General features: G+C 70.5%; 15 protein-coding genes and 1 tRNA gene. 9 read left to right on the top strand and 7 right to left on the bottom strand.

The window, feature by feature from the left end:
- Positions 1-282: 282 nt before the first annotated feature.
- From ACWDN5_RS24005 to ACWDN5_RS23995, 3 genes are read right to left on the bottom strand one after another with little or no spacing between them, the layout of a single operon-like run.
- A complete protein-coding gene (locus ACWDN5_RS24005) occupies positions 283-5,139 on the bottom strand; it encodes a DNA repair ATPase (protein WP_449677839.1) in 4,857 nt (1,618 codons plus the stop codon).
- Complete coding sequence (locus tag ACWDN5_RS24000; RefSeq protein ID WP_449677838.1) at positions 5,136-7,145, bottom strand: flotillin family protein; 2,010 nt, start codon at positions 7,143-7,145, stop codon at positions 5,136-5,138. The genes ACWDN5_RS24005 and ACWDN5_RS24000 overlap by 4 nt, the downstream gene beginning before the upstream one ends.
- A gap of 5 nt (positions 7,146-7,150) precedes the next feature.
- Positions 7,151-7,729 (bottom strand): hypothetical protein, encoded by a 579-nt coding sequence (locus tag ACWDN5_RS23995; RefSeq protein ID WP_310968931.1) that lies wholly within the window; start codon positions 7,727-7,729, stop codon positions 7,151-7,153.
- 231 nt (positions 7,730-7,960) lie between these two features.
- Between ACWDN5_RS23995 and ACWDN5_RS23990 the strand changes: the two genes are divergently transcribed.
- The gene (locus ACWDN5_RS23990; RefSeq protein ID WP_449677837.1) at positions 7,961-9,100 is read left to right on the top strand and encodes a Fic family protein; all 1,140 of its coding nucleotides are present in this window, start codon (positions 7,961-7,963) and stop codon (positions 9,098-9,100) included.
- On the opposite strand, the gene ACWDN5_RS23985 is transcribed toward ACWDN5_RS23990, so the two are convergent.
- Together ACWDN5_RS23985 and ACWDN5_RS23980 are read right to left on the bottom strand one after the other, a co-directional pair.
- The gene (locus ACWDN5_RS23985; protein WP_449677836.1) at positions 9,010-10,347 is read right to left on the bottom strand and encodes a hypothetical protein; all 1,338 of its coding nucleotides are present in this window, start codon (positions 10,345-10,347) and stop codon (positions 9,010-9,012) included. The genes ACWDN5_RS23990 and ACWDN5_RS23985 overlap by 91 nt on opposite strands.
- Before the next feature lie 99 nt (positions 10,348-10,446).
- Positions 10,447-10,519: transfer RNA gene (locus tag ACWDN5_RS23980), tRNA-Thr, on the bottom strand.
- A gap of 180 nt (positions 10,520-10,699) precedes the next feature.
- Between ACWDN5_RS23980 and ACWDN5_RS23975 the strand changes: the two genes are divergently transcribed.
- The 6 genes from ACWDN5_RS23975 (at position 10,700) to ACWDN5_RS23950 (ending at position 18,999) form a co-directional block, all read left to right on the top strand.
- Positions 10,700-12,199 (top strand): threonine/serine exporter family protein, encoded by a 1,500-nt coding sequence (locus tag ACWDN5_RS23975; protein ID WP_310968936.1) that lies wholly within the window; start codon positions 10,700-10,702, stop codon positions 12,197-12,199.
- Positions 12,200-12,280: 81 nt separating this feature from the next.
- On the top strand, positions 12,281-13,723 hold the full coding sequence (locus ACWDN5_RS23970; RefSeq protein ID WP_310968938.1) for an alpha,alpha-trehalose-phosphate synthase (UDP-forming): 1,443 nt from the start codon (positions 12,281-12,283) through the stop codon (positions 13,721-13,723).
- A 126-nt stretch (positions 13,724-13,849) separates the two neighbouring features.
- On the top strand, positions 13,850-16,381 hold the full coding sequence (gene otsB / locus ACWDN5_RS23965; protein ID WP_310968939.1) for a trehalose-phosphatase: 2,532 nt from the start codon (positions 13,850-13,852) through the stop codon (positions 16,379-16,381).
- A gap of 87 nt (positions 16,382-16,468) precedes the next feature.
- Positions 16,469-16,996, top strand: coding sequence for a hypothetical protein (locus tag ACWDN5_RS23960; protein WP_310968940.1), 528 nt, complete (start codon positions 16,469-16,471; stop codon positions 16,994-16,996).
- A gap of 113 nt (positions 16,997-17,109) precedes the next feature.
- Complete coding sequence (locus ACWDN5_RS23955) at positions 17,110-17,676, top strand: ArsR/SmtB family transcription factor (RefSeq protein WP_449677835.1); 567 nt, start codon at positions 17,110-17,112, stop codon at positions 17,674-17,676.
- 48 nt (positions 17,677-17,724) lie between these two features.
- Positions 17,725-18,999 carry an alpha/beta hydrolase family protein gene (locus ACWDN5_RS23950; protein WP_449677857.1) on the top strand — a complete coding sequence of 425 codons (1,275 nt, stop codon included), beginning with the start codon at positions 17,725-17,727 and terminating at the stop codon, positions 18,997-18,999.
- On the opposite strand, the gene ACWDN5_RS23945 is transcribed toward ACWDN5_RS23950, so the two are convergent.
- Positions 18,996-19,589: a C39 family peptidase gene (locus ACWDN5_RS23945; protein WP_310968943.1), complete on the bottom strand. Its 594-nt coding sequence runs from the start codon at positions 19,587-19,589 to the stop codon at positions 18,996-18,998. The two genes, ACWDN5_RS23950 and ACWDN5_RS23945, sit on opposite strands and share 4 nt — an antisense overlap.
- Before the next feature lie 157 nt (positions 19,590-19,746).
- Between ACWDN5_RS23945 and ACWDN5_RS23940 the strand changes: the two genes are divergently transcribed.
- Both ACWDN5_RS23940 and ACWDN5_RS23935 read left to right on the top strand, forming a co-directional pair.
- Positions 19,747-20,340: an RNA polymerase sigma factor gene (locus ACWDN5_RS23940; protein WP_310968944.1), complete on the top strand. Its 594-nt coding sequence runs from the start codon at positions 19,747-19,749 to the stop codon at positions 20,338-20,340.
- Complete coding sequence (locus tag ACWDN5_RS23935; protein ID WP_449677834.1) at positions 20,333-21,442, top strand: CU044_5270 family protein; 1,110 nt, start codon at positions 20,333-20,335, stop codon at positions 21,440-21,442. Before ACWDN5_RS23940 ends, ACWDN5_RS23935 begins: the two co-directional genes overlap by 8 nt.
- On the opposite strand, the gene radA is transcribed toward ACWDN5_RS23935, so the two are convergent.
- Positions 21,443-22,801: a DNA repair protein RadA gene (gene radA, locus ACWDN5_RS23930; protein WP_310968947.1), complete on the bottom strand. Its 1,359-nt coding sequence runs from the start codon at positions 22,799-22,801 to the stop codon at positions 21,443-21,445.
- Positions 22,802-22,939 lie beyond the last annotated feature (138 nt).

Genomic DNA, 22,939 nt, shown 5'->3' with positions numbered 1-22,939 from the left:
GTTGCAGCGAAGACGAATGCCGGGAAAAGAGCACCGGCGGAAGGAGTCGAACCCTCTGGCCGCGGTTTTGGAGGCCGCGCCGCTTCCCAAGCTCGCCGATATAAGAAGAAAGCCGCCCGGCCCGGTTTCCCGGCGGGCGGCTCCCTGGAGCACGACGCGGCTACGTCATGACAGGGAGCCCCGAGAAGTGCACCATGTGCTGCCATTCCATGGTCGTCATGTGCCCTCCTCGGTTCGTGTGGCACCCATCATCGCCGGACGTGCCGAGCCGCGTCAAAGCAATTAAGCCTCTTCCCGCGCCAGCTGCTGGGCCGCTCGCCCGATGGCCGCCTCGACCCGGTCGGCCAGGAGGCCCACCGCGCCGACCGCGCGGCTCATCGGGTCCTCGCCGTCCCCGCCGAGCGCCTGTTCCCGCAGGTACGCGGCCTTGACGTCGGCCCACCGGGCGGCCTGCGACGGGGACAGCCGTCCCCGCAGCTCGGCCAGCTTGAGCAGGTTGGCCTCGGCACCCGAGGTCAGCGTCTGCGCCTCGCCGGCGTAGTGGTCGTCGATCAGGGCTTCGAGCTCGGCGTCGTCCATCACCGGCACGATCCGCTCGGCGAGCTTGTTCATGTTGCGGTACGAGCCCTGCAGCTGGAACGGCGGTTCGGTGCGCGAAGCGTCCGCCTGCGCCGCCGAAGCGATGTAGGCCTGGTTGTTCGCCAGCACGGTCCGCTGCACCCGCAGCAGCTTCCGCAGCACCGCGAGGACCTGCTCCAGCTCCGTGGCCGAATACGCGTGCGAAAGCTGGTCCGCCCGCGCGGACCCGTCGCCGCGGGCCATCCGGACCAGGATGTCCACATCGGACCGTTCACGCGACACGAGCGGCGCCAGCACGGTGTTCGACGTCAGCGCGTTTTCGACGTAGCTGAGCGCGAAGAGCTCTTCCTTGCCGGACAGCACGTCGCCGAGGTTCCAGACGTCCGCGCGGTTGGCGAGCATGTCGGGGATCCGGAACCGCTTGCCCTGCTCGGTGTACGGGTTGCCGGCCATGCACACCGCGAACCGCTTGCCACGCAGGTCGTAGGTCCGCGTGCGGCCCTCCCACACGCCTTCCATCCGCCGCTGCGCGTCGCACAGCGAGATGAACTTCTGCAGCAGTTCCGGCGACGTGTGCTGGATGTCGTCGAGGTACAGCAGCACGTTGTTGCCCTGCTCCAGCGCGAACGAGATCTTTTCGACCTCCTGCCGCGCGGTCGCGTTCGGCGCGTCCGCAGGGTCGACCGACGTGACGTCGTGGCCGAGCGCCGGCCCGTTGACCTTGACGAACACCAGTCCGAGGCGACTGGCGACGTACTCCATGAGCGTCGTCTTGCCGTACCCCGGCGGCGAGATGAGCAGCAGCAGCCCGGACTGGTCGGTGCGCTTGGCGTCGCCGGCCGCGCCGAGCTGCTTGGCCAGGTTGTCCCCGATCAGCGGCAGGTAGACCTCGTCGAGCAGCCGGTTCCGGACGAAGGCGCTCATCACCTTCGGCCGGTACTCCTCCAGCCGGAGCCGGTCGCGTTCGGCCGCGACCAGCTCGTTGCGCAGCCGCTGGTACGCGCGGAAGCCCGGCACGCGGTCACGGCGGAAGCGGTGCGTCCTGGCGAGCGTCTCGTCGAGCCGCACGGTCACCGACCGCCCGGTGATCCGCGGGTGCGCGCCGAGCAGACCGTCCACAGTGGCCGTCAGCGTCGCCGACGAGTCGTACCGCGGCAGGTCGCACAGCTCGATCGCGACGGCTTCGGGCAGCTCGTCGGCCGGCAGCCCGGCCGAGTCCGCGAAGGACCGCAGCCAGGCGTCGGCGAGCTGGTACCGGTCCGCCAGGTCGTCGAGCGAACCCAGGTCTTCGGCGAAGCTCCGCCGGTCGAGCCGGAACTTGTCCAGCACCGCCCGCGCGCCACCACTGGTGACGAACCCGGACGGGCCGACGGCGAGCTCCTCGAACAGGTACTCCCCGGCGGACTCGGTGTCGAGCCCGAGCCCGGCGGCGAACGCCGTGATCGCGTCGGCGAGCTCCCGCGACAGCTCGTCGATCGCCGGAGTGGCGCCGAACGCCTCCCGCACCCGCGCGAGCGACGCGGCCCGGGTCGTCCAGGACGCCTTGGCCCGCTCCTCGGCGCCGAACGCCCAGAACAGCTGGGCCGCCGCCCGGTCGGCGGGCGGGTAGCGCAGCAGCCCGGCGGCGGACCGCAGGCGCAGCAGGGCGCCCAGGATCGCGGCGGCGTCGTGGTCGTGCACGCCGCGCGCGTACCCCTCGTCGTACCGCTCCCCGGCCACGCTCCGCACGACGTCGAGCAGATCGGCTTCGACCAGCTCGGCCGCCGGCCGCTCGGCGAGGATCGAGGTCGCGAGGTACTCGGCCCGGTAGACCTCCGGCGACTCCGAGACCAGCAGCTGCTCCCAGTACGGCCGGGTCGCCTCGAACGCGGCGTCGCGCACCGGCGCCCGGTAGTCGGTGCCGGTGATCGCGAACTTCATCGAGCCGTCGTGCGGCACCAGCGTCAGGTCGACGTCCTGGGTGTTGACGGCGAAGGTGTTGCGGCCGAGGCGGATCGTCTCGCCGCCCTCGCCGTAGAGGTCGAGGCGGTCGCGCAGGGCCCGGCCGGCCTCCTGGCGAGCGGCCTTCACCCGGCCTTCCAGCTCCTCGGCCCGCACCTGGTCGCCGAGCGCCCGCAGGTCCTCGACGACGCTGCGCAGCTTCGAAACCATCGGATCGGCCGCGAAGTAGGTGTTGATCTCCTCGGCCGAGCCGAGCGAACCGACCCGGCGCGTCACGCTGCCGAGGATGCGCCCGGCCGACTCGACCAGCCTGTCCGCCCGCCGTGCCCGCTCGTCGAGCAGCGCCTGCTTGCGCGACGAGAACGCCTCGTAGACGTCGGTGCGCTTCTCCCCGAGCGAGGTCAGGAAGTCGTCGAACTCCCCGAACCGCGATTCGAGGTTCTCCAGCTGCAGCAGCAGCCGGCCCAGCTGCTCGTCGCAGCGCTCCGGGGTGTCCGCGACCGCGAGCCCGCCGGTGATGGCCTGCGCGAGCAGCGCGAACTCGGCCGCGAACTCCGCCCGGCCCTCGGTCTCCAGGAGCTCCTTGCGGCGCGCGTCGAGCGTCGCCCGGGCGCGGTTGACCGCGCCGATCACCTCGCCGACGCGCTCCAGGATCTTCGTCCGGACGACGGCGTCGGCGATGTCCAGCCCGCCCACGACGTCGGTGAGGACCTCCAGACCGGCGGACTGCTCGTCGAGCCGCTCGGCGACCGGGCCGGCCTCGGCGACGGTCTTGATCGCGCCCGCCGCGGCGATGAGGCCGTCCACTTCGGCGTGGTAGCCGGTGAACGCCTCCTCGCCCTGCAGGAACCGCACGGCCCGCTGCGCGGCCTCGGCGAACTCGGTGTCCAGGTCCGCGATCAGCGTGTCCACGCGCGCGGTGTCGGCGTACCGCAGCTCCCGCACGGTGACCAGCCGCCCGCGCGCCCGGTGCATCTCGGCGAGGCGCCGCACCCAGGCGTCCGCCGCGTTCAGCGCCTCGCCCCGCACGCGCCGCACGAGCGACGCCGTGTCGGCCGCCGCGCCGTCGACGGCCTCGGCCGCCTGCGCGGTGAGCGAGGTGACCGTCTCGAACTCGTCCAGCACCTGCTCGGCGGTGACCCGGACGTCGGACAGCGGCGAGCGCAGGTCGCCCAGCTCGGTCTCGCCCAGCCAGTGGTAGTGGTCGAAGACCCGGGCGCAGGCGGCGATCAGCGCCTCGAACACCGCCGCCGACGGCGCCATCTCCCCGATCATCCTGGTGATCGACAGGCAGTCGGAGATCCCGCGGACGAGGTCGGCGTTCCCGACCCGCTCCAGCGGCCCGGTGCCGGCCGGCTGCGACGCGGCGTAGGTGTCCGACTGGAACGGCGTCCGCCACACCTGCATCGGGTGCACCCGGCTCGGTTCGTCGGACAGCGCGCGGAACAGGATCATCGTGCCGTCGTCGAACAGCGAGTACCCGTGGCACGGGATCGGGTTGGCGACCTCCTTGCGGATCACGTTGTACGGCAGCAGAAGCGAGCGTCCCTCGGCCCGCGCGTGGAAGACGTACAGCACGTCTTCGCCGTTGGGCGAGCGGATCACGCGCTCGAACTCGAGACCGTCCACAGTGGTGTCGAACGTCTTGCTGACGCCGGTGTCGAGGTAGTAGCCACCGGGGAAGATGATGCCGTGGTCCTCGGGGAGCCGCTGGCAGGCCTGCCCGATGCCGTCGAGCCGCACGACGTCCTGGGTGCGCGTGTTGAACACCAGGTAGCGGTACTCGGTTTCCTTGTACGGCAGCATGCGCAGCAGGATCAGCGGGCCGATCCGGGCGTAGGAGACCTCGGCGTCGGCGAGGCTCTGCAGCGGCTCGTCCACCGGCTCGGCGTACACCCCGGCGCCGGTCTCGGTGTTGTTCTCGACCTTGACCGTCAGGTTGCCGCCGACGGTTTCGACGAACACCTCGTCCTCGATCGAGATGTGCGGGTGCCGGCCGAGGACGTGGTCCTCGCGGGTCGTCTCGGTCCACTCGAAGTCGTGCGACGGCGGGAAGACGTGGTCCCGCTCGCCGCGGCTGTCCAGGTAGGACACCGAGCCGTCGGCCGCGATCGCCCACCGCAGCACCCGGATGTCCTCGGTGCGCGGGCCGATCTGGAACACCGCGAGCAGCTTGCCGTCCAGCCGGCGCAGCTGCAGCAGCTTGGCCTGCCGGTAGTACCGGTACAGCTCGCCGAAGTCCCGCCCGAACTGCTCGTCACGCAGCAGTTCGGGCAGTTCCTCGGCGCTGACGTCGTCGAAGCGGAACGCGTCTTCGTCGCGGCTGAAGCGCTGCAGCGAGAAGACGTCGTCGATCGCCGTCTCGGGCTTCAGGCCGATGAAGACGTTGTAGCCGAACAACATCCGCCCGTCGACGGCCACGATGTCCCGGGGCACGCAGTTGTTGGCGGTGCGGATGCGTTCGGTGCCGACCAGCGCGAGCTGCGCGCTGCCGAAGACCTCCAGCCGCCGCGCGTTGAGCTCGTCCGCGCGTTTCGCCAGCTCGGCGGCCTGGGCGGCCAGCCGGACGCGAAGCACTTCATAGGTGCCCGCGTCCAGCTCCGTCTCGGCCGCCGTCACTGCTTCGCGGCGACGACGGTGGCGACCGACGTCTCGGCGAGGCCGAGCCGCTGCGCCGTGGTCATCAGCTCACGGAGCTTGTCGCTGTCCGGCCCGCCGGCCTGCAGCTGCTTCGCCAGGAAGGCCGAGAGCGTCAGGTTCTTGACGTCCTCGGTGCTGACCGCGCCGATCAGCTTGGCGAGGTCGTCGGTGAAGCTGGCCGACCCGTCGACGTACGGCCGGGCGAGGGCGCCGACGACGTCGGAGTGCTGCACGAAGCCGTCCACGCTCTTGCCGAGGCCGATCGAGCCGACGATCCGGTCGAAGAACGCGGTCTCGCCGCCGACGATGTCGATGTCGGCCTTCTCCAGGCCGGCGCTGAGCACGACGGCCTGCGCTTCGGCGACGTCCCGCTGCACGTCGAGCGCGGCCAGCCGGATCTCCTTCTCGGCGTCCAGGCGCAGCCGGTACTCCTCGTGCTCCCGGCTCGCGCTGTCGAGCGCGGCCATCGCGGCGGCCTTCTCGGTGAGGCCCTCGGCCTCGCCCTTCAGCTTGTCGCGCAGCGCTTCGGCGACCACGACGGCCTTCTCGCGCTCGACGATCGCCTCGGCGCGGCCGACCTTCTCCAGCGCGACGGCGTCGCGCTCGCGCACCTGCGCGGCGGCCAGGCCGGCGGCGGCCTCCTCGGCCTGGATGCCCTCGGCGAGCCGGATCTTGGCCCGCGTCTCCAGCTCGGCGGCCTGCTGGCGCGCCTCGGCGAGGGTCAGCTCCTCGCGGGCCTTGAACTTGGCGGCCTGCTCCGCGGCCTCGGCGGCCTTGATGCCCTTGACCAGGTTCTCCTGGGCTTCGGCCTCGGCGCGGATGACGACGGCCTCACGGGTGCGCTGGGCCTCCTCGACCACGCGCAGCTTCTTGATGTTCTCTTCCTGCTCGGCGACGGTCTTCTCGACCGCGATCCGCTCCCGGATCACCTCGGCGATCGACCGCTTTTCGGTTTCGAGCTCCTTGTCCTTGGCGATCCGGGACAGCTCGGTCTCGCGCTCGCGGCCGATCACCTCGAGCAGGCGGTCCTTTTCGATGCGCTCGGACTCGATGGCGATGACGCGTTCGCGGTTCTTGCCGGCGACCTCGATTTCGCGCTGCTGGTTCTGCTGCTGGATGCCGAGCTGCTCGTCGGTGCGCAATTGCGCGGCCTGCGACTTGAGCCGTTCCTCGGCCTGCACCTTCGTGATTTCGGCTTCTTCGCGCGCCCGCATGGTTTCGATTTCGCGGCGCTGCTTGATTTCCGCGTCGGCCTGACGCCGTTCCAGCTCGAGGATCGCTTCCCGCGCGTCGACGTTCTGGCGCGTGATCTCTTTTTCTTCGTGACGGCGGAATTCGTTGGTGCGCACGTGCTCGATCGCCGTCAGTTCGGTGATCTTCCGGATGCCCTGCGCGTCCAGGATGTTCGCCGCGTCGAGCGACACCATCGGGGTCTGCTCGAGGTAGTCGATGGCCGCGTCTTCCAAGCTGTAGCCGTTGAGATCGGTGCCGATGACGCGGATGATCTGGTCGCGGAATTCGTTGCGCTTGGTGTAGAGGTCGACGAAGTCCAGCTGCTTGCCGACGGTTTTGAGGGCTTCGGAGAACTTGGCGTTGAACAGTTCCTGCAGGGTGCCCTGATCGCTGGCGCGTTCGGTGCCGATCGCCTGCGCGACCTTCACGACGTCCTCGACGGTCTTGTTGACCCGGACGAAGAACGAGATCCGGATGTCGGCGCGGATGTTGTCGCGGCAGATCAGGCCTTCCTGGCCGGTGCGCTCGATGTCGATCGTCTTCACCGAGATGTCCATGACCTCGGACTTGTGCAGCACGGGCAGCACGACCGCGCCGGTGAAGGTGACGTCGACCTTGCGCACCTTGGAGATGATCAGCGCTTTGCCCTGCGGCACCTTGCGGAACAGCCGGCTCACGACGAACAGCAGCACGAGGACGATCAGGACCACGACGGCGATCAACACGCCGGCCCCCAGGCCGATGGCATCCATTCAGTTCAGTCCTTTTCTGCCTCGAGTTCCATGGGGCTGACCCAGAAGAACTCTCCTTCGGCGTCGTAGTCGTAGATGACAACGCGGCTGCCGACGCCGAGGTTGCCTTGGCCGGCCAGTCGGATTTGGACGATTGCCGAAGAGCCGTCGGCAGCGGCGGCTTCGGCCTGCCCGAAGTCCTCGGTGACACTCGACGTCCGCACGACGGCAACCCGGCCGACGAAGTCCTGCCGCGTCGGCTCGACCCCGGCGAAGAGCCGGCGCAGCGGCACGATGACCAGCCGCGTCCCGAGCGCCCCGCCCACGAGCGCTCCGGCCAGGACGCCGAAGCCGAGCAGGATCCGCAGGGGCGCACCTTCGATGAGGACCGTGCCGACGAGGCTGAGGAACCAGCTGAAGGTGACCAGGAGAGACAGCGAGATGGACAGGGGAACCCCGCCGAAGAACCCGATCTCCCCGTCTTCGACGTCGAAGACGCCGAGCAGGGCCAGCCCCCAGTAGCCGATCACGACGACCAGCAGAAAGCTGAAGAGCACGGCGGGAAAAGCCAGCGCCGCGGTGACGAACCCGCTCATCGTTTCCATCCCCCCATGGAAGGCCCCGGCGGCGCGGGGCCCTGGCCAGCGACTATAACCGGCAGGAGGGGGTGGGGACGAACATTTCGGACACGAGCTCATCTCGCCACGGTGTCGTTCGTCTTGTCGGTTAAGTCGCCTACCCTGGATACGCTACCGTCAGAATGTTGGTATAGTATCCGACATGGAGGCGGTTAGCTGACCATCACACTGATCGTGGCTATCCGAGTTACAAACATGTTGTTCGAGACGCCGGAGCTCGACGAACGCGAGCGAGAGGTCCTGCGGCAGGTCGAGGAGCTCAAGACGGCCCTGCGCTTCCACTTGACCGAGCCTCGGCGCTGGGCGGGTTCCCTGCGCCGGGTCTCCCTTGCGCGGGCCATCCAGGGTTCGAACAGCATCGAAGGCTACGAAGCCGGGCTTGACGACGCGGTCGACGTCGCCGCCGGCGAGGAGCCGCTCGAAGTCGACGAAGAAACCCGCTTGGCACTGACCGGCTACCGCGAAGCCATGACCTACGTGCTGCAGCTGGCCGAAGACGAAGACTTCGAGTACAGCGACCAGTTGCTGAAAAGCCTTCACTACATGATGACGAACTACGCGCTGAAGAACCGCCCGGGCCGATGGCGGGCCGGGAACATCTACGTCCGGAACGACGCGACGGGCGAGATCGTCCACGAAGGCGCGGACTTGAGCCTGGTACCGGCCCTGATGCGGGAACTGGCCACGGGCCTGAACGCCGGCCCCGAATGCCCGGACATCGTCCGGGCCGCCATGGCCCACCTGAACCTCGTCATGGTGCACCCGTTCCGCGACGGAAACGGGCGTATGGCCCGCTGCCTGCAAAGCCTCGTCCTGGCCCGGAGTGGGGTGCTGAGCCCGGTGTTCATGAGCATCGAGGAGTACCTGGGCCAGAACACGCAGGCCTACTACGACGTGCTCGGCGAGGTGGGCGGCGGGTCTTGGCAACCCCGGCGGGACGCCCGCCCGTGGATCCGGTTCACGCTGACCGCGCACCTGCGCCAGGCACGCACGATGCTCCAGCGGGTCAAGGAAAGCGAACGCATGTGGGCGGAGCTGGAGACGCTCGTCCAGGGCCGCGGCCTTCCCGAGCGGAGCGCCATGGCCTTGTTCGACGCGATGATCGGCCTTCGCGTGCGCAATGCCACTTACCGTTCCTACTTCGAAGACAGTCCCGATGAAATCACGGAAGCCACCGCGAGCCGGGATTTGCGCGCCCTCGTGGCCGCCGGCCTTCTCGAGGCCGAAGGCGAGAAGCGAGGGCGGCATTACGTCGCCAAGCCACCTTTGGTCGAGATCAGGGAGCGCGTGCGAGCGGCGCGCGGGCCGAAGGACACGACCGACCCGTTCGCGGACTGACCGGTCCTGGGCGGACCGCCCGCCACGGCCGCTGAAACGCCCGTCAAGGTGACGGCCACCCTCAGCGGAGCGGCTTCGTGTCGCGCACGGCGGCGACCAGCACAAGTGCGACCGCCAACCCGGCCGTCGGCGCGACGGTCGCACCCAGCACAGCGCGGAACAGGATCCCGCCGGGCGAAACCAGCAGCACCAGCAAACTCAACCCGGCCACCACCGCCCACACGGTGACCACCCGGCCCGTCTGCTTCCGCGCGACCGGCACCGCCACCGTCAGCATCGTGGCCGCCAGCGCGATCCCGGACCAGCCCAAACCGGCCATCGTCCACGCCGACACCGCGAACTTGTCCTGGTAGAGCAGGTGGAACACCCACGGCCCCGCCACATACGCCACTGCCCCCACAACCAAGCCGACAACGAGCGTGCCGCCCGCCCCGAAGGCCGCGAACTTCCGCAGCCGGCGTCCCGTCCGGCTGGTGCAGCAGCCGCACCACCGTCGGCACGGCCAGCGTCTGGATCGGGGCGAGCACCAGCAGCAGCGGTGACCTCAGCAGCGACACCGCCAGGAACAACCCGCCGAGCGCGTCCTCGCTCCCGCGCGGCGCCACCAGTTTGACCACCGCCGGGTAGCCGGTCAGCACGCTCGCGGTCAGCGCCGCACTGACGATCAGGCCCAGCATGCGCCGCTGCAGCGCGCTCCACGCCTCACTCGACGGACCCGGCTCGACCAAGCCACGCGCCCGGAAAGCGAACGGCAGCCACGCGCACGAGCCGACCGCCACCGCGACCGCCAGCCAGGTCAGCCCGCTGACCCCGGCGACGACGAACCCGACGAACAGCACCAGCCTCGCGGCGGCCTCGGCCAGCAAGATCGCCGAGTAGCGCCCGTTCTGCCCAGCGCCGATGAACAGACCCCGCAGCGCGTACAAGGCGGGAAACGCGACAACTCCGCACGCGGCGACCAGTGCCAGCTCCCGGTGCTGGACGAACAGCTGCGCGTTCACCGCCGGCACCGCCAGCACCGCGGCCACTGCGATCGCGACGGACTCGGTCACCGCGAAGGTCCGGGCGGCGCTCAGGTCCGGCTTGCGTCCTTGCGCCGCAGCCTGGGCCGTCTGCCGCGACAGCTCCTGCTCCACCGGCGACAAGGCGCTGCCCACGCCCATGAGCAATCCCCAGAACCCGAGGAAAACCGCATTTTCAGCGGAACTGAGGTGTTTGCCGGCCAGCAGGAGCAGGACGTATCCCATCGCCGAGCCCGCCGACCGCGCTCATGCGGGACCGCACCACGAATCCCCCTCGATTTCGGGCCCGCGGCGAGGCGAAACGTTCTCGTTCTGGAGGGAAGGAGCCGGCAAGGGGGCTCGAACCCCTGACCTTCTGTTTACAAGACAGATGCTCTACCAGCTGAGCTATACCGGCCTGGCGCCGAGACGCCGCAGCCAGTGTACCGAGCCCCCTCCGGTGATCGATTCGCGGAGCGGGATCCGCAGGTCCAGGCCACTATGGAGGGACGTGGTGGACGCCACTCCATGATCCGTGCAACGGTCGGCGGGTGGCCGTCGATGGTCTTCGAGGAACGAGCGAGGAGGTGGATGGATCATGAAGATCAACGAGCGCACCAACGGGGGCCGGGCGACCAGATGGCCGCTGCTCGAACCCCCTGCCCAGCGCCCCCGGGTCCACCGCCCCACCCTCCTCAAGCGGCGGCCGTGGCACGTCCTCGAAGCTCCCACCGGGGAGTTCCCCGCCGTCGACGCCGAAGAGGCCATGGGGCCGCAGCTGCCCGACGAGGCCACCGTCAACTTCGTGCTCGACCTGAGCCTGCGCATCGGCGAGGTCCAGATGGCCAGCGGGGCCGGCGCCTCGGACGTCACCGCGACCATCATCGCCATCGCCGGCGCGCTCGGGCTGCCGCACTGCGAGGTCGACGTCATCTTCACGTCGATCACCGTGACCTGCCACCGCGGCACCGACCTGACGCCCATCACCGCGCTGCGCGTCGTGCGCAGCCGCAGCCTCGACTACACCCGGCTGACCGAGACCGAGAAGCTCGTCCGCAAGATCGTCCGCGGGCACATGGGCGCCGAGCAGGCGCAGACCGAGCTGGAGCGGATCACCTCGGCGCCGCACCCGTACCCGCGCTGGGTCGCGACGCTGTCCTGGGGCGGGGTCGCCGCGTTCGTCACCATCCTGCTCGGCGGCGGGATCGACATCGCGCTCGTCGCGTTCGTCATCAGCGGCGTGATCGACCGGGTGGGCCGGGTGGTGAACCGCTACGGACTGCCGTTCTTCTTCCAGCAGGTGGTCGGCGGCCTGGTCGCGACGCTGTCGGCCATGGTCATCGTCAGCAGCAACGTCCTGACCACGGACAAACCGACGCTGGTCGTCGCGGCCGCGGTCACCGTGCTGCTGTCCGGTCTGTCCACCGTCTCGGCCGTGCAGGACGCCATCACCGGCTACAACGTCACCGCCGCCGGCCGCACCATGGAGACCGCGCTGATGTCGGCCGGCCTGATCGCCGGGGTCGTGCTCGCCCTGCGGATCGCCGTCATGCTGGGCCTGCCGCGCACCCCGCTGCCCGAGGTGACCGGCTCGACGCCGCAGCAGCTGCCGCTGGTCGTGCTCGGCGGGGCCGGCGCCGCCGCCTGCTTCGCGCTCGCGAGCTACTCGAAGATGCGCGCCATGCTGGTCGCGGCGGCCGCCGGGGGCATCGGTGCCGCCGTCTACGGCGCTCTGATGCTGGCCAAGCTGGACGGCGTGAGCTCGTCCGCGGTGGCCGCGACGCTGGTCGGGTTCTGCGGCGGCGTGCTCGCGCGGCGGCTCGGCGTTACTCCACTGGTGGTCGCCGTGTCCGGGATCACTCCCCTGCTTCCCGGCCTCTCGACCTACCGTGGTCTATACCAAATCGGGGTGGAGCCGAGCGGCAACATCTCGACGCTCATGACGGCCGTCGCAATCGGGCTTGCGCTGGCAGCGGGCGTGGTACTCGGGGAATGGCTCGCCCAGCCGGTACGCACCGGCCTGGGCAGGCTGGAGCGCCGGTTCGCCGGACCACGCATGGCTGGTCCGCTCGAGCCGACGGAACGGAGCTTGGAGTAACACCGCGGTCACCGAATGTTCATCGCTCACGCGATAGGGTTTCACTCTGGGGCCGCGACCCAGACGCGAGGAGCAGGCGACGTGAGTGACCAGAAGGAGAACGCGAACCAGGCCGATTTCGTCGTGGTGGCGAACCGGCTACCGGTGGACCTCGAACGCACCGCCGAGGGTGAGCGCCGGTGGACGGCCAGCCCGGGCGGGCTGGTGTCGGCGCTGGAGCCGTTCCTGCGGTCGAGGAAGGGCGCCTGGGTGGGCTGGCCCGGCGTCCCCGACGTCGACGTCGACGAGTTCGACGACGACGGCCTGGTGCTGCACCCGGTTTCGTTGAGCGCCGACGAAGTCCGCGACTACTACGAAGGTTTCTCCAACGCGACACTCTGGCCGCTCTACCACGACGTCGTCGAACGCCCGGTGTTCGACCGCGCGTGGTGGAACAGCTACGTCAAGGTGAACCGCCGGTTCGCCCAGGCCAGCGCCGAGGTCGCCGCCCCGGGGGCGACCGTGTGGATCCAGGACTACCAGCTCCAGCTGGTGCCGGCGATGCTGCGCGAATTGAGACCGGACCTGCGCATCGGCTTCTTCCTGCACATCCCGTTCCCGCCGGTCGAGCTGTTCATGCAGATGCCGTGGCGCGCGGCGATCATCCGCGGCCTCACCGGCGCCGACCTGGTCGGCTTCCACCGCCCCGGCGGCGCGCAGAACTTCCTCTGGCTGTGCCGCCAGCTGATCGGCCTCGAGTCGACGCGCGGCGCGGTCGGCGTCCGGTCGCGGCCGGGCACCATGCAGGTCGGCGACCGGACGGTGCGGGTCGGCGCCTTCCCCATCTCCATCGACGCCGCGGGTCTCGACAGCCTCGCCCGCACCAAGGGCGTCCAGGAGCGGGCCGCCCAGCTGCGGCGCGACCTCGGCAACCCCAAGACGGTCCTGCTCGGCGTCGACCGGCTCGACTACACCAAGGGCATCGACCTGCGGCTGCAGGCGCTGCACGAGCTCCTGCACGAGGGCCGGCTGCAGCCGGACGACGTCACGTTCGTCCAGCTCGCCACCCCGAGCCGCGAGCGCGTCGAGCACTACCAGCGGATGCGCGGCGAGATCGAGCAGATGGTCGGCCGGATCAACGGCGAGTTCGCCCGCGTCGGCCACCCGGTCGTGCACTACCTGCACCAGTCCGTGGACCGCACCGAGCTGGCCGGGTTCTTCTCCGCTGCCGATGTCATGGTGGTGACCCCGCTGCGCGACGGCATGAACCTGGTGTGCAAGGAGTACGTCGCCGCGCGCCACGATCTGGGCGGAGCGCTGGTGCTTTCCGAGTTCGCGGGTGCGGCGGCGGAGCTCTCTAGCGCATTCCTCGTGAACCCTCACGACCTGGACGGGGTGAAGGACGCACTAGTGGCTGCCATTACCCTCGACCCGGCAGAGGGCCGTCGCCGGATGCGCGCCATGCGTCGCCAGGTCCTCACGCACGATGTCGATCGTTGGGCGCGCTCGTTCTTGCAGGCGTTGGGTGCCGAGGGGGTCGACTGAAGGCTATTCGGGTTAGGCCGCCGCAACGGGCCGCAGGGTAGAGACCCACTGCAGCTCGCGGCGGACGACGGCTGAATAGTCTTCACCTAACCCGAACGACACCGCACGAGCTCCTGAGGAGGAGTGTTGACTGCCGAGGCCCTGCCCGCCGAGCTGCGGCGCGCGATCGTCCAGATCGCTCGCACGCCGCGCCTGCTGGTCGCTTGCGACTACGACGGCACGCTGGCACCCATCACCCTCAACCCCGACGAGGCACGCCCGCTGCCCGAGTCCGTCGGGGCCCTCAGATCGCTCGCCGGTCTGCACGAGACCACCACGGCGGTCATCTCCGGCCGTGCGCTGCGCGACCTGGCCACGCTCTCGCGGCTGCCCTCCGAGGTGAACCTCGTCGGCAGCCACGGCTCCGAGTTCGACATCGGCTTCATCCACGCCCTCGACGAGAAGGCGCGGGGGCTGCACCGGCGGCTGGAGTCCGAGCTCGAGCAGCTCGTGCTGGACGTCCCGGGCGTGTCGCTGGAGGTCAAGCCGGCCAGCATCGCGGTGCACGTCCGCCGGGCCGAGCACGAGGCCGGCCGCCGCGTGCTCGCGGCCGTCCACTCCGGACCGTCCACCTGGGAAGGCGTCTCGACCACCGACGGCAAGGAAGTGGTCGAGCTGGCGGTCGTCCAAACGGACAAAGGCCACGCACTGGACATCCTGCGCCACCAGGTCGGCGCCACGGCGGCGATCTTCCTCGGCGACGACGTCACCGACGAAAAGGCCTTCGCCCGGCTGTCCGGCCCCGACCTGGGCATCAAGGTCGGCGACGGCGAGACGCTCGCCGGGTTCCGCGTGCCCGACACCGTGGACGTCGCGCTGGTGCTCGGCTTCCTGCTCGAGGAACGCCGGAACTGGCTGTACGGCGAGTCGGCCCCGCCGATCGAGCGGCTGTCGATGCTGGCCAACGAACGCTCGGTCGCGCTGCTGACGCCGGACGCGAAGCTGACCTGGCTGTGCCACCCCGGCCCGGACGCGCCCGCGGTGTTCGCCGACCTGCTCGGCGGCGAGGGGGCCGGCCACTTCTCCATCAAGCCGCACCGCAACGGCCTCCCGCTCGGCCAGCGCTACCTGCCGAACACCATGACGGTCGAAACGCGCTGGTCGCGCCTGCTCGTCACCGACTACCTCGAGCCCGAAAGCGCGCCGCACCGGACGGACCTGGTCCGGGTGATCTCGGGCGAGGCGGCGGCGAGCGTCAAGTTCGCGCCGCGGCCCGAGTTCGGCGGCGTGCCGGTGAAGCTCGAGGTCACCGAAGGCGGTGTCCGGGTGCTCGGCACGTCCGAGCCGTTCGTGCTGTACTCGCCGGGCGTCGAGTGGACCATCACCTCCGACGGCCTGCACGACACCGCGTCCGCGCTGGTGCAGCCGACGCCGACCCAGCCGGTCGTGCTGGAGCTGCGCTGCGGCACCACGGACCTCGGCCCGCACGAACTGTCCGAAGTGGAACGCCGGGACCGCGCGGGCCGCTACTGGAGCGAGTGGACGTCGAAACTGCAGCTGCCGAGGGTGCAGACCGACCTGGTGCTGCGCTCGGCGCTGACGCTGCGCGGCCTGGTCAACACCGACACCGGCGGCGTCCTGGCGGCGGCGACGTCGTCGCTGCCGGAGGAGATCGGCGGCGTCCGCAACTGGGACTACCGCTACTGCTGGATCCGCGACGCCGCGATGACCGTGCGGGAGCTCGTGCACCTGGGCTCGATCGAGGAGGCCGAGGGCTACCTGCGCTGGCTGCACGGCGTGCTCGCCACGCTGGCCGGCCCCGAGCGCCTGCACCCGCTGTACACCCTCGCCGGCAGCGTCATCGGCGCCGAAGCGGTCATCGAATCGCTGCCCGGTTATGCCGGTTCGCGCCCGGTTCGCGTCGGCAACCTGGCGAACCACCAGGTCCAGCTGGACGTCTTCGGCCCGGTCGTCGAGCTCGTCCGGACGCTCGCCGAGGCGCGCCACGAGCTGCGTGACGAGGACTGGCAGATGGTCCGCGCCATGGCGGAAGCCGTGACGCGGCGCTGGAACGAGCCCGACCACGGGATCTGGGAGGAGCGGCACGTGCCGCGCCACCGGGTCTACTCCCGGGTCATGTGCTGGGTGACCATCGACCGCGCGATCGCGCTGGGCGAGCAGTACGGCCGGGAGATCCCGGGCAACTGGCCCGGCCTGCGCGAGGAGATCAAGGCGGACGTCCTCACCCACGGCTGGAACGACGAGGTCCAGGCGTTCACCACGGCCTACGACGGCACGGACCTCGACGCGGCGTCGCTGTTCGTCGGCCTCACCGGCCTGATCGACCCGGCCGACGAGCGCTTCCAGCAGACGGTGACCGCGATCGAGGCGGAGCTGCGCAGTGGGTCCACTGTGTACCGCTACCGCCGCGACGACGGCCTCCCCGGCGGCGAGGGCGGCTTCCACATCTGCGCGGCGTGGCTGATCGAGGCGTACCTGCTCACCGGGCGGCGCACCGAGGCCCAGGAGCTGTTCGACCAGATCGTCGCGGCGGCGGGCCCGACCGGCCTGCTGCCGGAGCAGTACGACCCGATCGCGGAACGGTCCCTCGGCAATCATCCGCAGGCCTATTCGCACATCGGGCTCATCCGCTGCGCCAACTTGCTGGCGGCCAGTTAGCCCTTTCGGTCCGAAAGTCCGTGAAGGCCACGTCAAGGGACAGTTAGTCCCTTACTGTGGCCTTCACGGCTTTCGGAGGTGAGACGGGTGCAGGGGACCTTCGGCCAGGTCGAGTTCGTGCCGTTGCCCCCGCGGTTCGCCGAGCGGGTGCGCTGGGGCTCGGTGGTCGTCGGCTGCTCGATGATCGCCGGGATGGTGCTCCTGTTCGGCCTCACGACGTTCCTCCAGGGCATCGTCCACGGCCACGCGTTCCCGGACACGCTGCTCGGCAAGGCCGCGGCGGTGCTGCCCCCGCTGGGCGTCCTGGCGATCGCGGTCCTGGTGCTCACGTGCCGCCGCTGCCTCCGCGGCGACTACCTGGTGGTGGCCAGCGCCACGGCCACCCGCAGCGCCCTGCGGCTCACGTACGTGCTGACACTGGTGCTGATCTTCGGCTCGTTCGCGGTCCCGATCGTGTTCCGGGTGTGGCGCGACACGGCGGAGCTGCAGGCACCCGATCTGCTGACGACGTTCTCGACGCTCGCCTTCGCCACCATGGGCTTCCTGGCGGGGACGTTGTACGTGCGGCCGTCCGTGCAGACGCTCAGGAAGTACAGCGACCACCCGATCTGGTGAGCAGCGTTCGTCCTCTGTAGACACTCAACGACGAGCCACGACCCGGGCACCCGCCTGCTCGCAGTTACAAAGATTTCTTTGCACACTTTCCTGTGCACGGCTACAGTGGAGCCATGACCAGCGCTCCACCACCGGAACAGCTCGACCCGGATGCCCTCAAGGCCGTCACGCACCCGCTGCGCCGCCGGATTCTCGGCGTCCTGTCGGCCGGGCCGGCAACGGCCACGAAGCTCGCCAAGGCTCTGGGCGAAAACACCGGCGCGACCAGCTACCACCTGCGGGAGCTGGCCCGGTTCGGGTTCGTCGAAGACGTCCCGGAGCTCGCGCGGGGCAAGGAACGGTGGTGGCGGACGCGGCCGCGGGACATCCGGTGGCCGCGCCGCAGTGAACAGAGCACCGAATCCCGGATGCTGTTCGACGACATGCAGCGGCAGGGGTTCGAGGACGACCTCGAAAAGCTCAACCGGTTCGCGGAAACGCGCGAGGAGCTGCCCGGCGACTGGCCGGACGCACTGCTCTACGCGCGTGGCGGTACCTGGCTCACCACGGACGAGCTCAAGCAGTTCTGGGACGACTACATGGAGCTGTTCCGCCGGTACTGGCGAAGCGAGGACGACCGGTCACCGGAAGCGCGGCGCGTGCTCGTGCGCTGGCTCGCGTTCCCGGATCCAGGGGAATGACATGACACCAGGGGGTTTTCCATGCGAAAAGCAGTTCTACTGGCCGGGGTGATCCTGGCGGTCACAGCGCTCGCGCCACCGGCGTCGGCCGCGGACGTGACCAACGACGACGTCACCTTCACCAACGGCGGGGTGACGTTGCACGGCACGGTCGTCGCACCACCCGGCGGCACGAAGCTGCCGGGCCTGGTGATGGTCCACGGCTCGGGGGAGCACAGCCGGGACGACTACCGCGATCAGGCCGAATCCTTTGCGCGGCAAAGCATCGCCACGCTCATCTACGACAAGCGCACCGAAGGCTACTCGCAGTTCGAACGGTCGTACTCGACCCTCGCGGACGACGCGCTCGCCGCCGTTTCGTTACTGCGCAAGCGATCCGACGTCGATCCGGCGCGGGTCGGCGTCTGGGGGCTGAGCGAAGGCGGCTGGGTGGCGCCACTGGCGGCTTCGCGTTCTTCGGACGTCGCCTTCGTCGTGACGCTCGGGGCGAACGGGGTCGAGCCGTCGCGGCAACAGTCGTGGGCGGTCGAGAACCAGTTGCGGCGGCTGGGAATGGACGGCTCGCTCGTGCGGATGGCGTCGTCGACGATGCTGCGCCAGCTCTCCGCCGGCGGGGTGTTCCCGGAGGCGCACTACGACCCGGTGCCGGTGCTGAAGAGCCTGCGCCAGCCGGTGCTCGGCGTGTGGGGTGCGAAGGACATCCTGACGCCGCCGGGGGAAGCGGTCCGGATCTTCCGGGAATCGGTGGCCCACCACACGTTGCGGGTGTTCCCGGACGCGCAGCACCAGCTGCGCCGGACCACCGACGGCTTCGACAAGCTGCCGGGGTACGCGCCGGGCTACCTCGAACTCGTGGGCAGCTGGGTGAAGAACCCGCCGAGCGCGTCGACGGCCGACGAACCGCCGGCGCAGGATCGGCCGAGCAACGCGGTGACCCCGCTCGCCTGGTACGAATCGACGTGGCTACAGCTCGCCGTGCTGGCGTTCCTGCTGGTGGCGTTCGCCTGGTACCCGCTGGTCCGGCGCGGGCCCGCCGCGCGGCCGGCCCGCTGGCTGTCGGCGACCGGGCTGCTCGCCGTGCTCGGGTTCCTGGTCGTCGACGTGCTGATCCAGCTGTCGATGGGCAAGGGGCTGGGCCCGGTCGTCGCCGGCCGTCCGCTGCCGTGGTTGGCGCTGCAACTGCTGTCGCTGGGCGCGGTGGCCGCCACCATCGGCACGGCGGTGGCGTGGTGGCGGAACCGCGGTCTCCGGCTCGGCCTCCTGCTGGCCGGCGGCGTGGTGTTCGTCCCCTGGGCGATCTACTGGGGCCTGCTGGGCGTCTAGGCGGAGTAGCCCTTCGGCGGGATCAGCGTCGCCAGCTGGTTGAAGGTCAGCCAGTAGATCTGGTTCCCGCCGAAGTTCGCCGGGTCGGCGATCTTGACGGTCATGTCGGAGCTGTCGTACCCGATGACCGTGAAGTAGTGGTAGATCGTGTAGTTCGGGTAGCCCGGCGGGTGGTTGTTCGCGGGCGCGACGATGTTGGCGACGATCGGGTAGCCGTTGTCGATGTCCAGCACGATATCGCGCCAGAGCAGGTCCCGCTGGGCCTGGGTGGGCGGGTCGTTCGGCATCTCCTTGGTCTCGTACCAGGAGGTGCCGAGGTCCCGGTTCAGGACGCCGGTGACCTGCCCGATCCAGTCGGTGCCGTTGGTGGTGGTGCCGAGCTGCGCGGCGAGGGTGCCTTGGCTCGGCAGGTTCGACGTCCGCGCGGACAGGGCGATCCGCGTGGCGGCCGGCCCGCACCAGTAGCCGGTTTCCTGGACCTGGTACTGGATGTTGAGGACGGCTTCGGTGGTGGCCTCGGCCGCGGCGGGCAGGGCCACGAGCCCCATCGCGGCCACGAGCGTGACGAAGCCCAGGCGGAATCTGCGCATGACGGTCCTTCCCCAGTTGTGACGCCGGTTGGCCAGCGCCTCACCCGTGGATGATCTCGGCAGAATCCGACGTTTGTCCCTCACCCGGCCCTGGATGGATCACGACGAAAGTAGGCTGCGCCGTGAACGCTCGCGCACGCTGCGGGCAACTGGGGGCATGCAGGTGATCCACGAGGGCTCGGAGCTCTGGGGGCACGACCGCCCGGACCTGGGCGGACCCGAGCCCGGGCCGGCGTTCGGGCGGCTCTTCGACGCCCACGCCGCGCAGCTGCGGCGGTACCTGGCCCGCCGCGTCGGGGCCGAACCGGCGAACGACCTCGTCGCCGAGACCTTCCTCGTCGCGCTGCGGCGGCGGGAGTCCTACCGGCCCGAGCTGGGCACCGCCCGGTCGTGGCTCTACGGCATCGCCACCAACCTGCTGCGCCACCACGTGCGGTCCGAACTGCGCGGGCTGCAGGCCACCGCGCGGCTCGCGCGGACCGGCGAAGCGAGCCACGCGGGCCACGACGGCCGCGTCGCCGAACAGGTCGACGCCCAGGTGCGGGCCGCGCAGCTGGCCGGGGCGCTGGCCCGGCTCAGCCCGGCCGACCGCGACACGCTGCTGCTCGTCTCGTGGGCCGGGCTCGAGCCGGCCGAGGTCGCCGAGGCGCTGGGCATCCCGCCGGGTACCGTCCGGTCGCGGTTGCACCGGATCAGACGCTGGCTCAGGACGAACGCCCCGACCCCCGAGGAGGTGCAGGACCTTGCGTGAAGACAACGTCCGGAAGATCTGGTCCGAAGCCGAACTCGACTCGGCGCTCGAAGACCTGAACAGCGACGTCGGCGACGACGACGGGCTCGCGTTCGCCCGCGCGTCCCTGCTCGCGGCGGCCGGCGTCGAGGAGGCTCCGCCCGCACGACCGCGCACGAGCGGGGCGTGGCGGTGGCTCGCGGTGGCCGCGGCCGTCGTCGCCCTGGTCGGCGGCCTCGGGGTCGCCGCCGCCGTGTGGACGCCGGACCCGCCGGAGACGTCGCGGCCCGCCGGGCCCGCCGCCGACCCCGACCGCCCGCTCGCGCCCGGCGAGTTCCACTACGCGGAGCAGCGCGACTGGACGACGTACTTCGGCAAGACGTTCGCGATCAAGGCCGAGCGGCGGGTCGAGCTCTGGATCCCGGCCGACCCCACCGGTGTGTGGCACCGGCGCACGTCGCTGACGGCGCAGCCGCACTGGGCGGACGGCCGGTCCGCCGAACCGCTCCCCGAGCCCGTCGACGAGTACGGGCCGGGCGGGGTGTTCCCCGGCCGGCCGAACTTCTCCGGAGAGACCAAGCCGTTCTGGAACACGCCGTTCACGAACTGGCTGAGCCCGGACGCCGCGTTCGTCGCTTCACTCGTCCCCGACACGGAAAAGCTGCTCAAGCGGCTGAGGTTCGACACGGTCGACGTCAAGGACCCCGGGCAAGGGCGGGCGCACTCCGCCACGGAGTCGCTCGGCATGGCGCGCAGCGCGCTGGCGACCGGCCTGCTCCGGCCGGACGTCCGGTTCGCGCTGATCGACGCGCTCGCCGCCATCCCGAACATCCTCGTCGTCCCGCAGCGGACGACGCCGGACAACCGGCCGGCCACCGTCTACGTGGCCAAGGAGACCGGTGTGCGGTTGTTCGTCGACCCCGCGACCGCGCGGCTGCTGGCCGCGGACATCTCGCCGGCGACGGTGATCACCGGCCGGACCGAGGTGCCGATCAGCACGGGCGCGCCCCCGCCGAGCTCGGTGGCGCCGACCACCACGACAACGCGGTTCCCCGTGGCCCCGGACCGGCAGGACGCGCCGGACGCGCAGTACTTCTACGACATCACGCGCACGTCCGGGTGATCAGCGCGCATGGCCGGCCGCGTTCAGCGCGTCCGCGACGTTCGCCACCTCCAGCACCCGGATCCCGGCGGGCGGCTTGCCCGAGTCCGGCGGGACCAGCGCGTGCGTGAACCCGAGCCGGGCCGCCTCCGCCAGGCGGCGGCCCACGCTCGGCACGCGCCGGATCTCGCCCGCCAGCCCGACCTCGCCCACCGAGACGAGCCGCGGCGACAGGGCGACGTCGCCGAAGCTCGACGTCAGCGCCAGCACGAGCGCCAGGTCGATGCCCGGCTCGGTGATCTTCATGCCGCCGACCGTGGCCGCGTAGACGTCCTTGTCGCCGAGTTTGAGGCCGCCGCGCTTCTCCAGCACCGCGAGCACCATGGCGACCCGCGCGGAGTCGAGGCCGCTGACCGCGCGCCGCGGCTGCGGGGCCGCCGTCGACGACACCAGCGCCTGGACCTCGCCCAGCAGCGGCCGCTTGCCCTCCAGCGAGACGGTGATCGCCGTGCCGGACACCGGCTCGGCGGTGCGGCTCATGAACAGCCCCGACGGGTCCGGCACCCCGACGATGCCTTCTTCCTGCAGTTCGAAGCAGCCGATCTCGTCGGCCGCGCCGAACCGGTTCTTGATGCCGCGGACCATCCGCAGTGTCGAGTGCTTGTCGCCCTCGAACTGCAGCACGACGTCCACCAGGTGCTCCAGCACACGCGGGCCGGCCACCGAGCCGTCCTTCGTGACGTGCCCCACGAGCACCACCGGCAGCCCGCGCTCCTTGGCCAGCGCGACCAGCCCGGACGTCACCGCGCGGACCTGCGTCACCCCGCCGGGCGAGCCGTCGACCTGCGGCGACGCCATGGTCTGCACCGAGTCGACGATCAGCACGCCGGGCTTGACGTCGTCGACGTGCCCGAGGATGGCGGAGAGGTCGCTCTCGGCGGCCAGGTACATCCGCTCGTGGACGTTGCCCGTTCGCTCGGCGCGCAACCGGACCTGGCCCGCGGATTCCTCGCCGGTGACGTAGAGGGACCGGTCGACCGTCTTCGCCCACTGGTAGGCGACCTCGAGCAGCAGGGTCGACTTGCCGACCCCTGGCTCACCGGCGAGCAGCACCACCGCGCCCGGCACCAGGCCACCGCCGAGCACCCGGTCGAGCTCCGGCACCCCGGTGCGCCGGGCGCGCGCAGCTTCGACGTCGACCTCGCCGATCGGCCGCGCGGGCGCACTCGGCGCCCCGGCGGCGACGCGCTGGATGGCCGGCTTCGCGGGTGCGCCGCGCTCCTCGAACGAGCCCCATTCCTGGCACTCCGGACAGCGGCCCAGCCACTTGGCCGCTTCGTATCCGCAGCTCCCGCAGCGGTAGGTGGTCCCTTTCTTCACCCCGCGAGGCTATCGGCGACCACCGACAAAACCGGCCGCCGGTGTCGCGAATGACTCTCAGTGTCAGGGTTGGTGGTGCCGTACTTGGTGCGGTTAGGGTCCGGTCTTGGTCATGTGGTGACTCGGAATGACGTTGCT

Source organism: Amycolatopsis sp. NPDC003731, assembly GCF_053586895.1.
Note: the sequence above shows the minus strand (reverse complement) of the source record. Positions and strands in the feature narration are given on the sequence as shown.

What these genes read in the sequence shown, in the direction of transcription:
- ACWDN5_RS24000 (WP_449677838.1), bottom strand. Translation starts at nt 7,145, where the DNA reads ATGGATGCCATCGGCCTGGGGGCCGGCGTGTTGATCGCCGTCGTGGTC.
- ACWDN5_RS23995 (WP_310968931.1), bottom strand. Translation starts at nt 7,729, where the DNA reads ATGGAAACGATGAGCGGGTTCGTCACCGCGGCGCTGGCTTTTCCCGCC.
- ACWDN5_RS23985 (WP_449677836.1), bottom strand. Translation starts at nt 10,347, where the DNA reads ATGGGATACGTCCTGCTCCTGCTGGCCGGCAAACACCTCAGTTCCGCT.
- ACWDN5_RS23975 (WP_310968936.1), top strand. Translation starts at nt 10,700, where the DNA reads ATGAAGATCAACGAGCGCACCAACGGGGGCCGGGCGACCAGATGGCCG.
- ACWDN5_RS23955 (WP_449677835.1), top strand. Translation starts at nt 17,110, where the DNA reads ATGACCAGCGCTCCACCACCGGAACAGCTCGACCCGGATGCCCTCAAG.
- ACWDN5_RS23945 (WP_310968943.1), bottom strand. Translation starts at nt 19,589, where the DNA reads ATGCGCAGATTCCGCCTGGGCTTCGTCACGCTCGTGGCCGCGATGGGG.
- ACWDN5_RS23940 (WP_310968944.1), top strand. Translation starts at nt 19,747, where the DNA reads ATGCAGGTGATCCACGAGGGCTCGGAGCTCTGGGGGCACGACCGCCCG.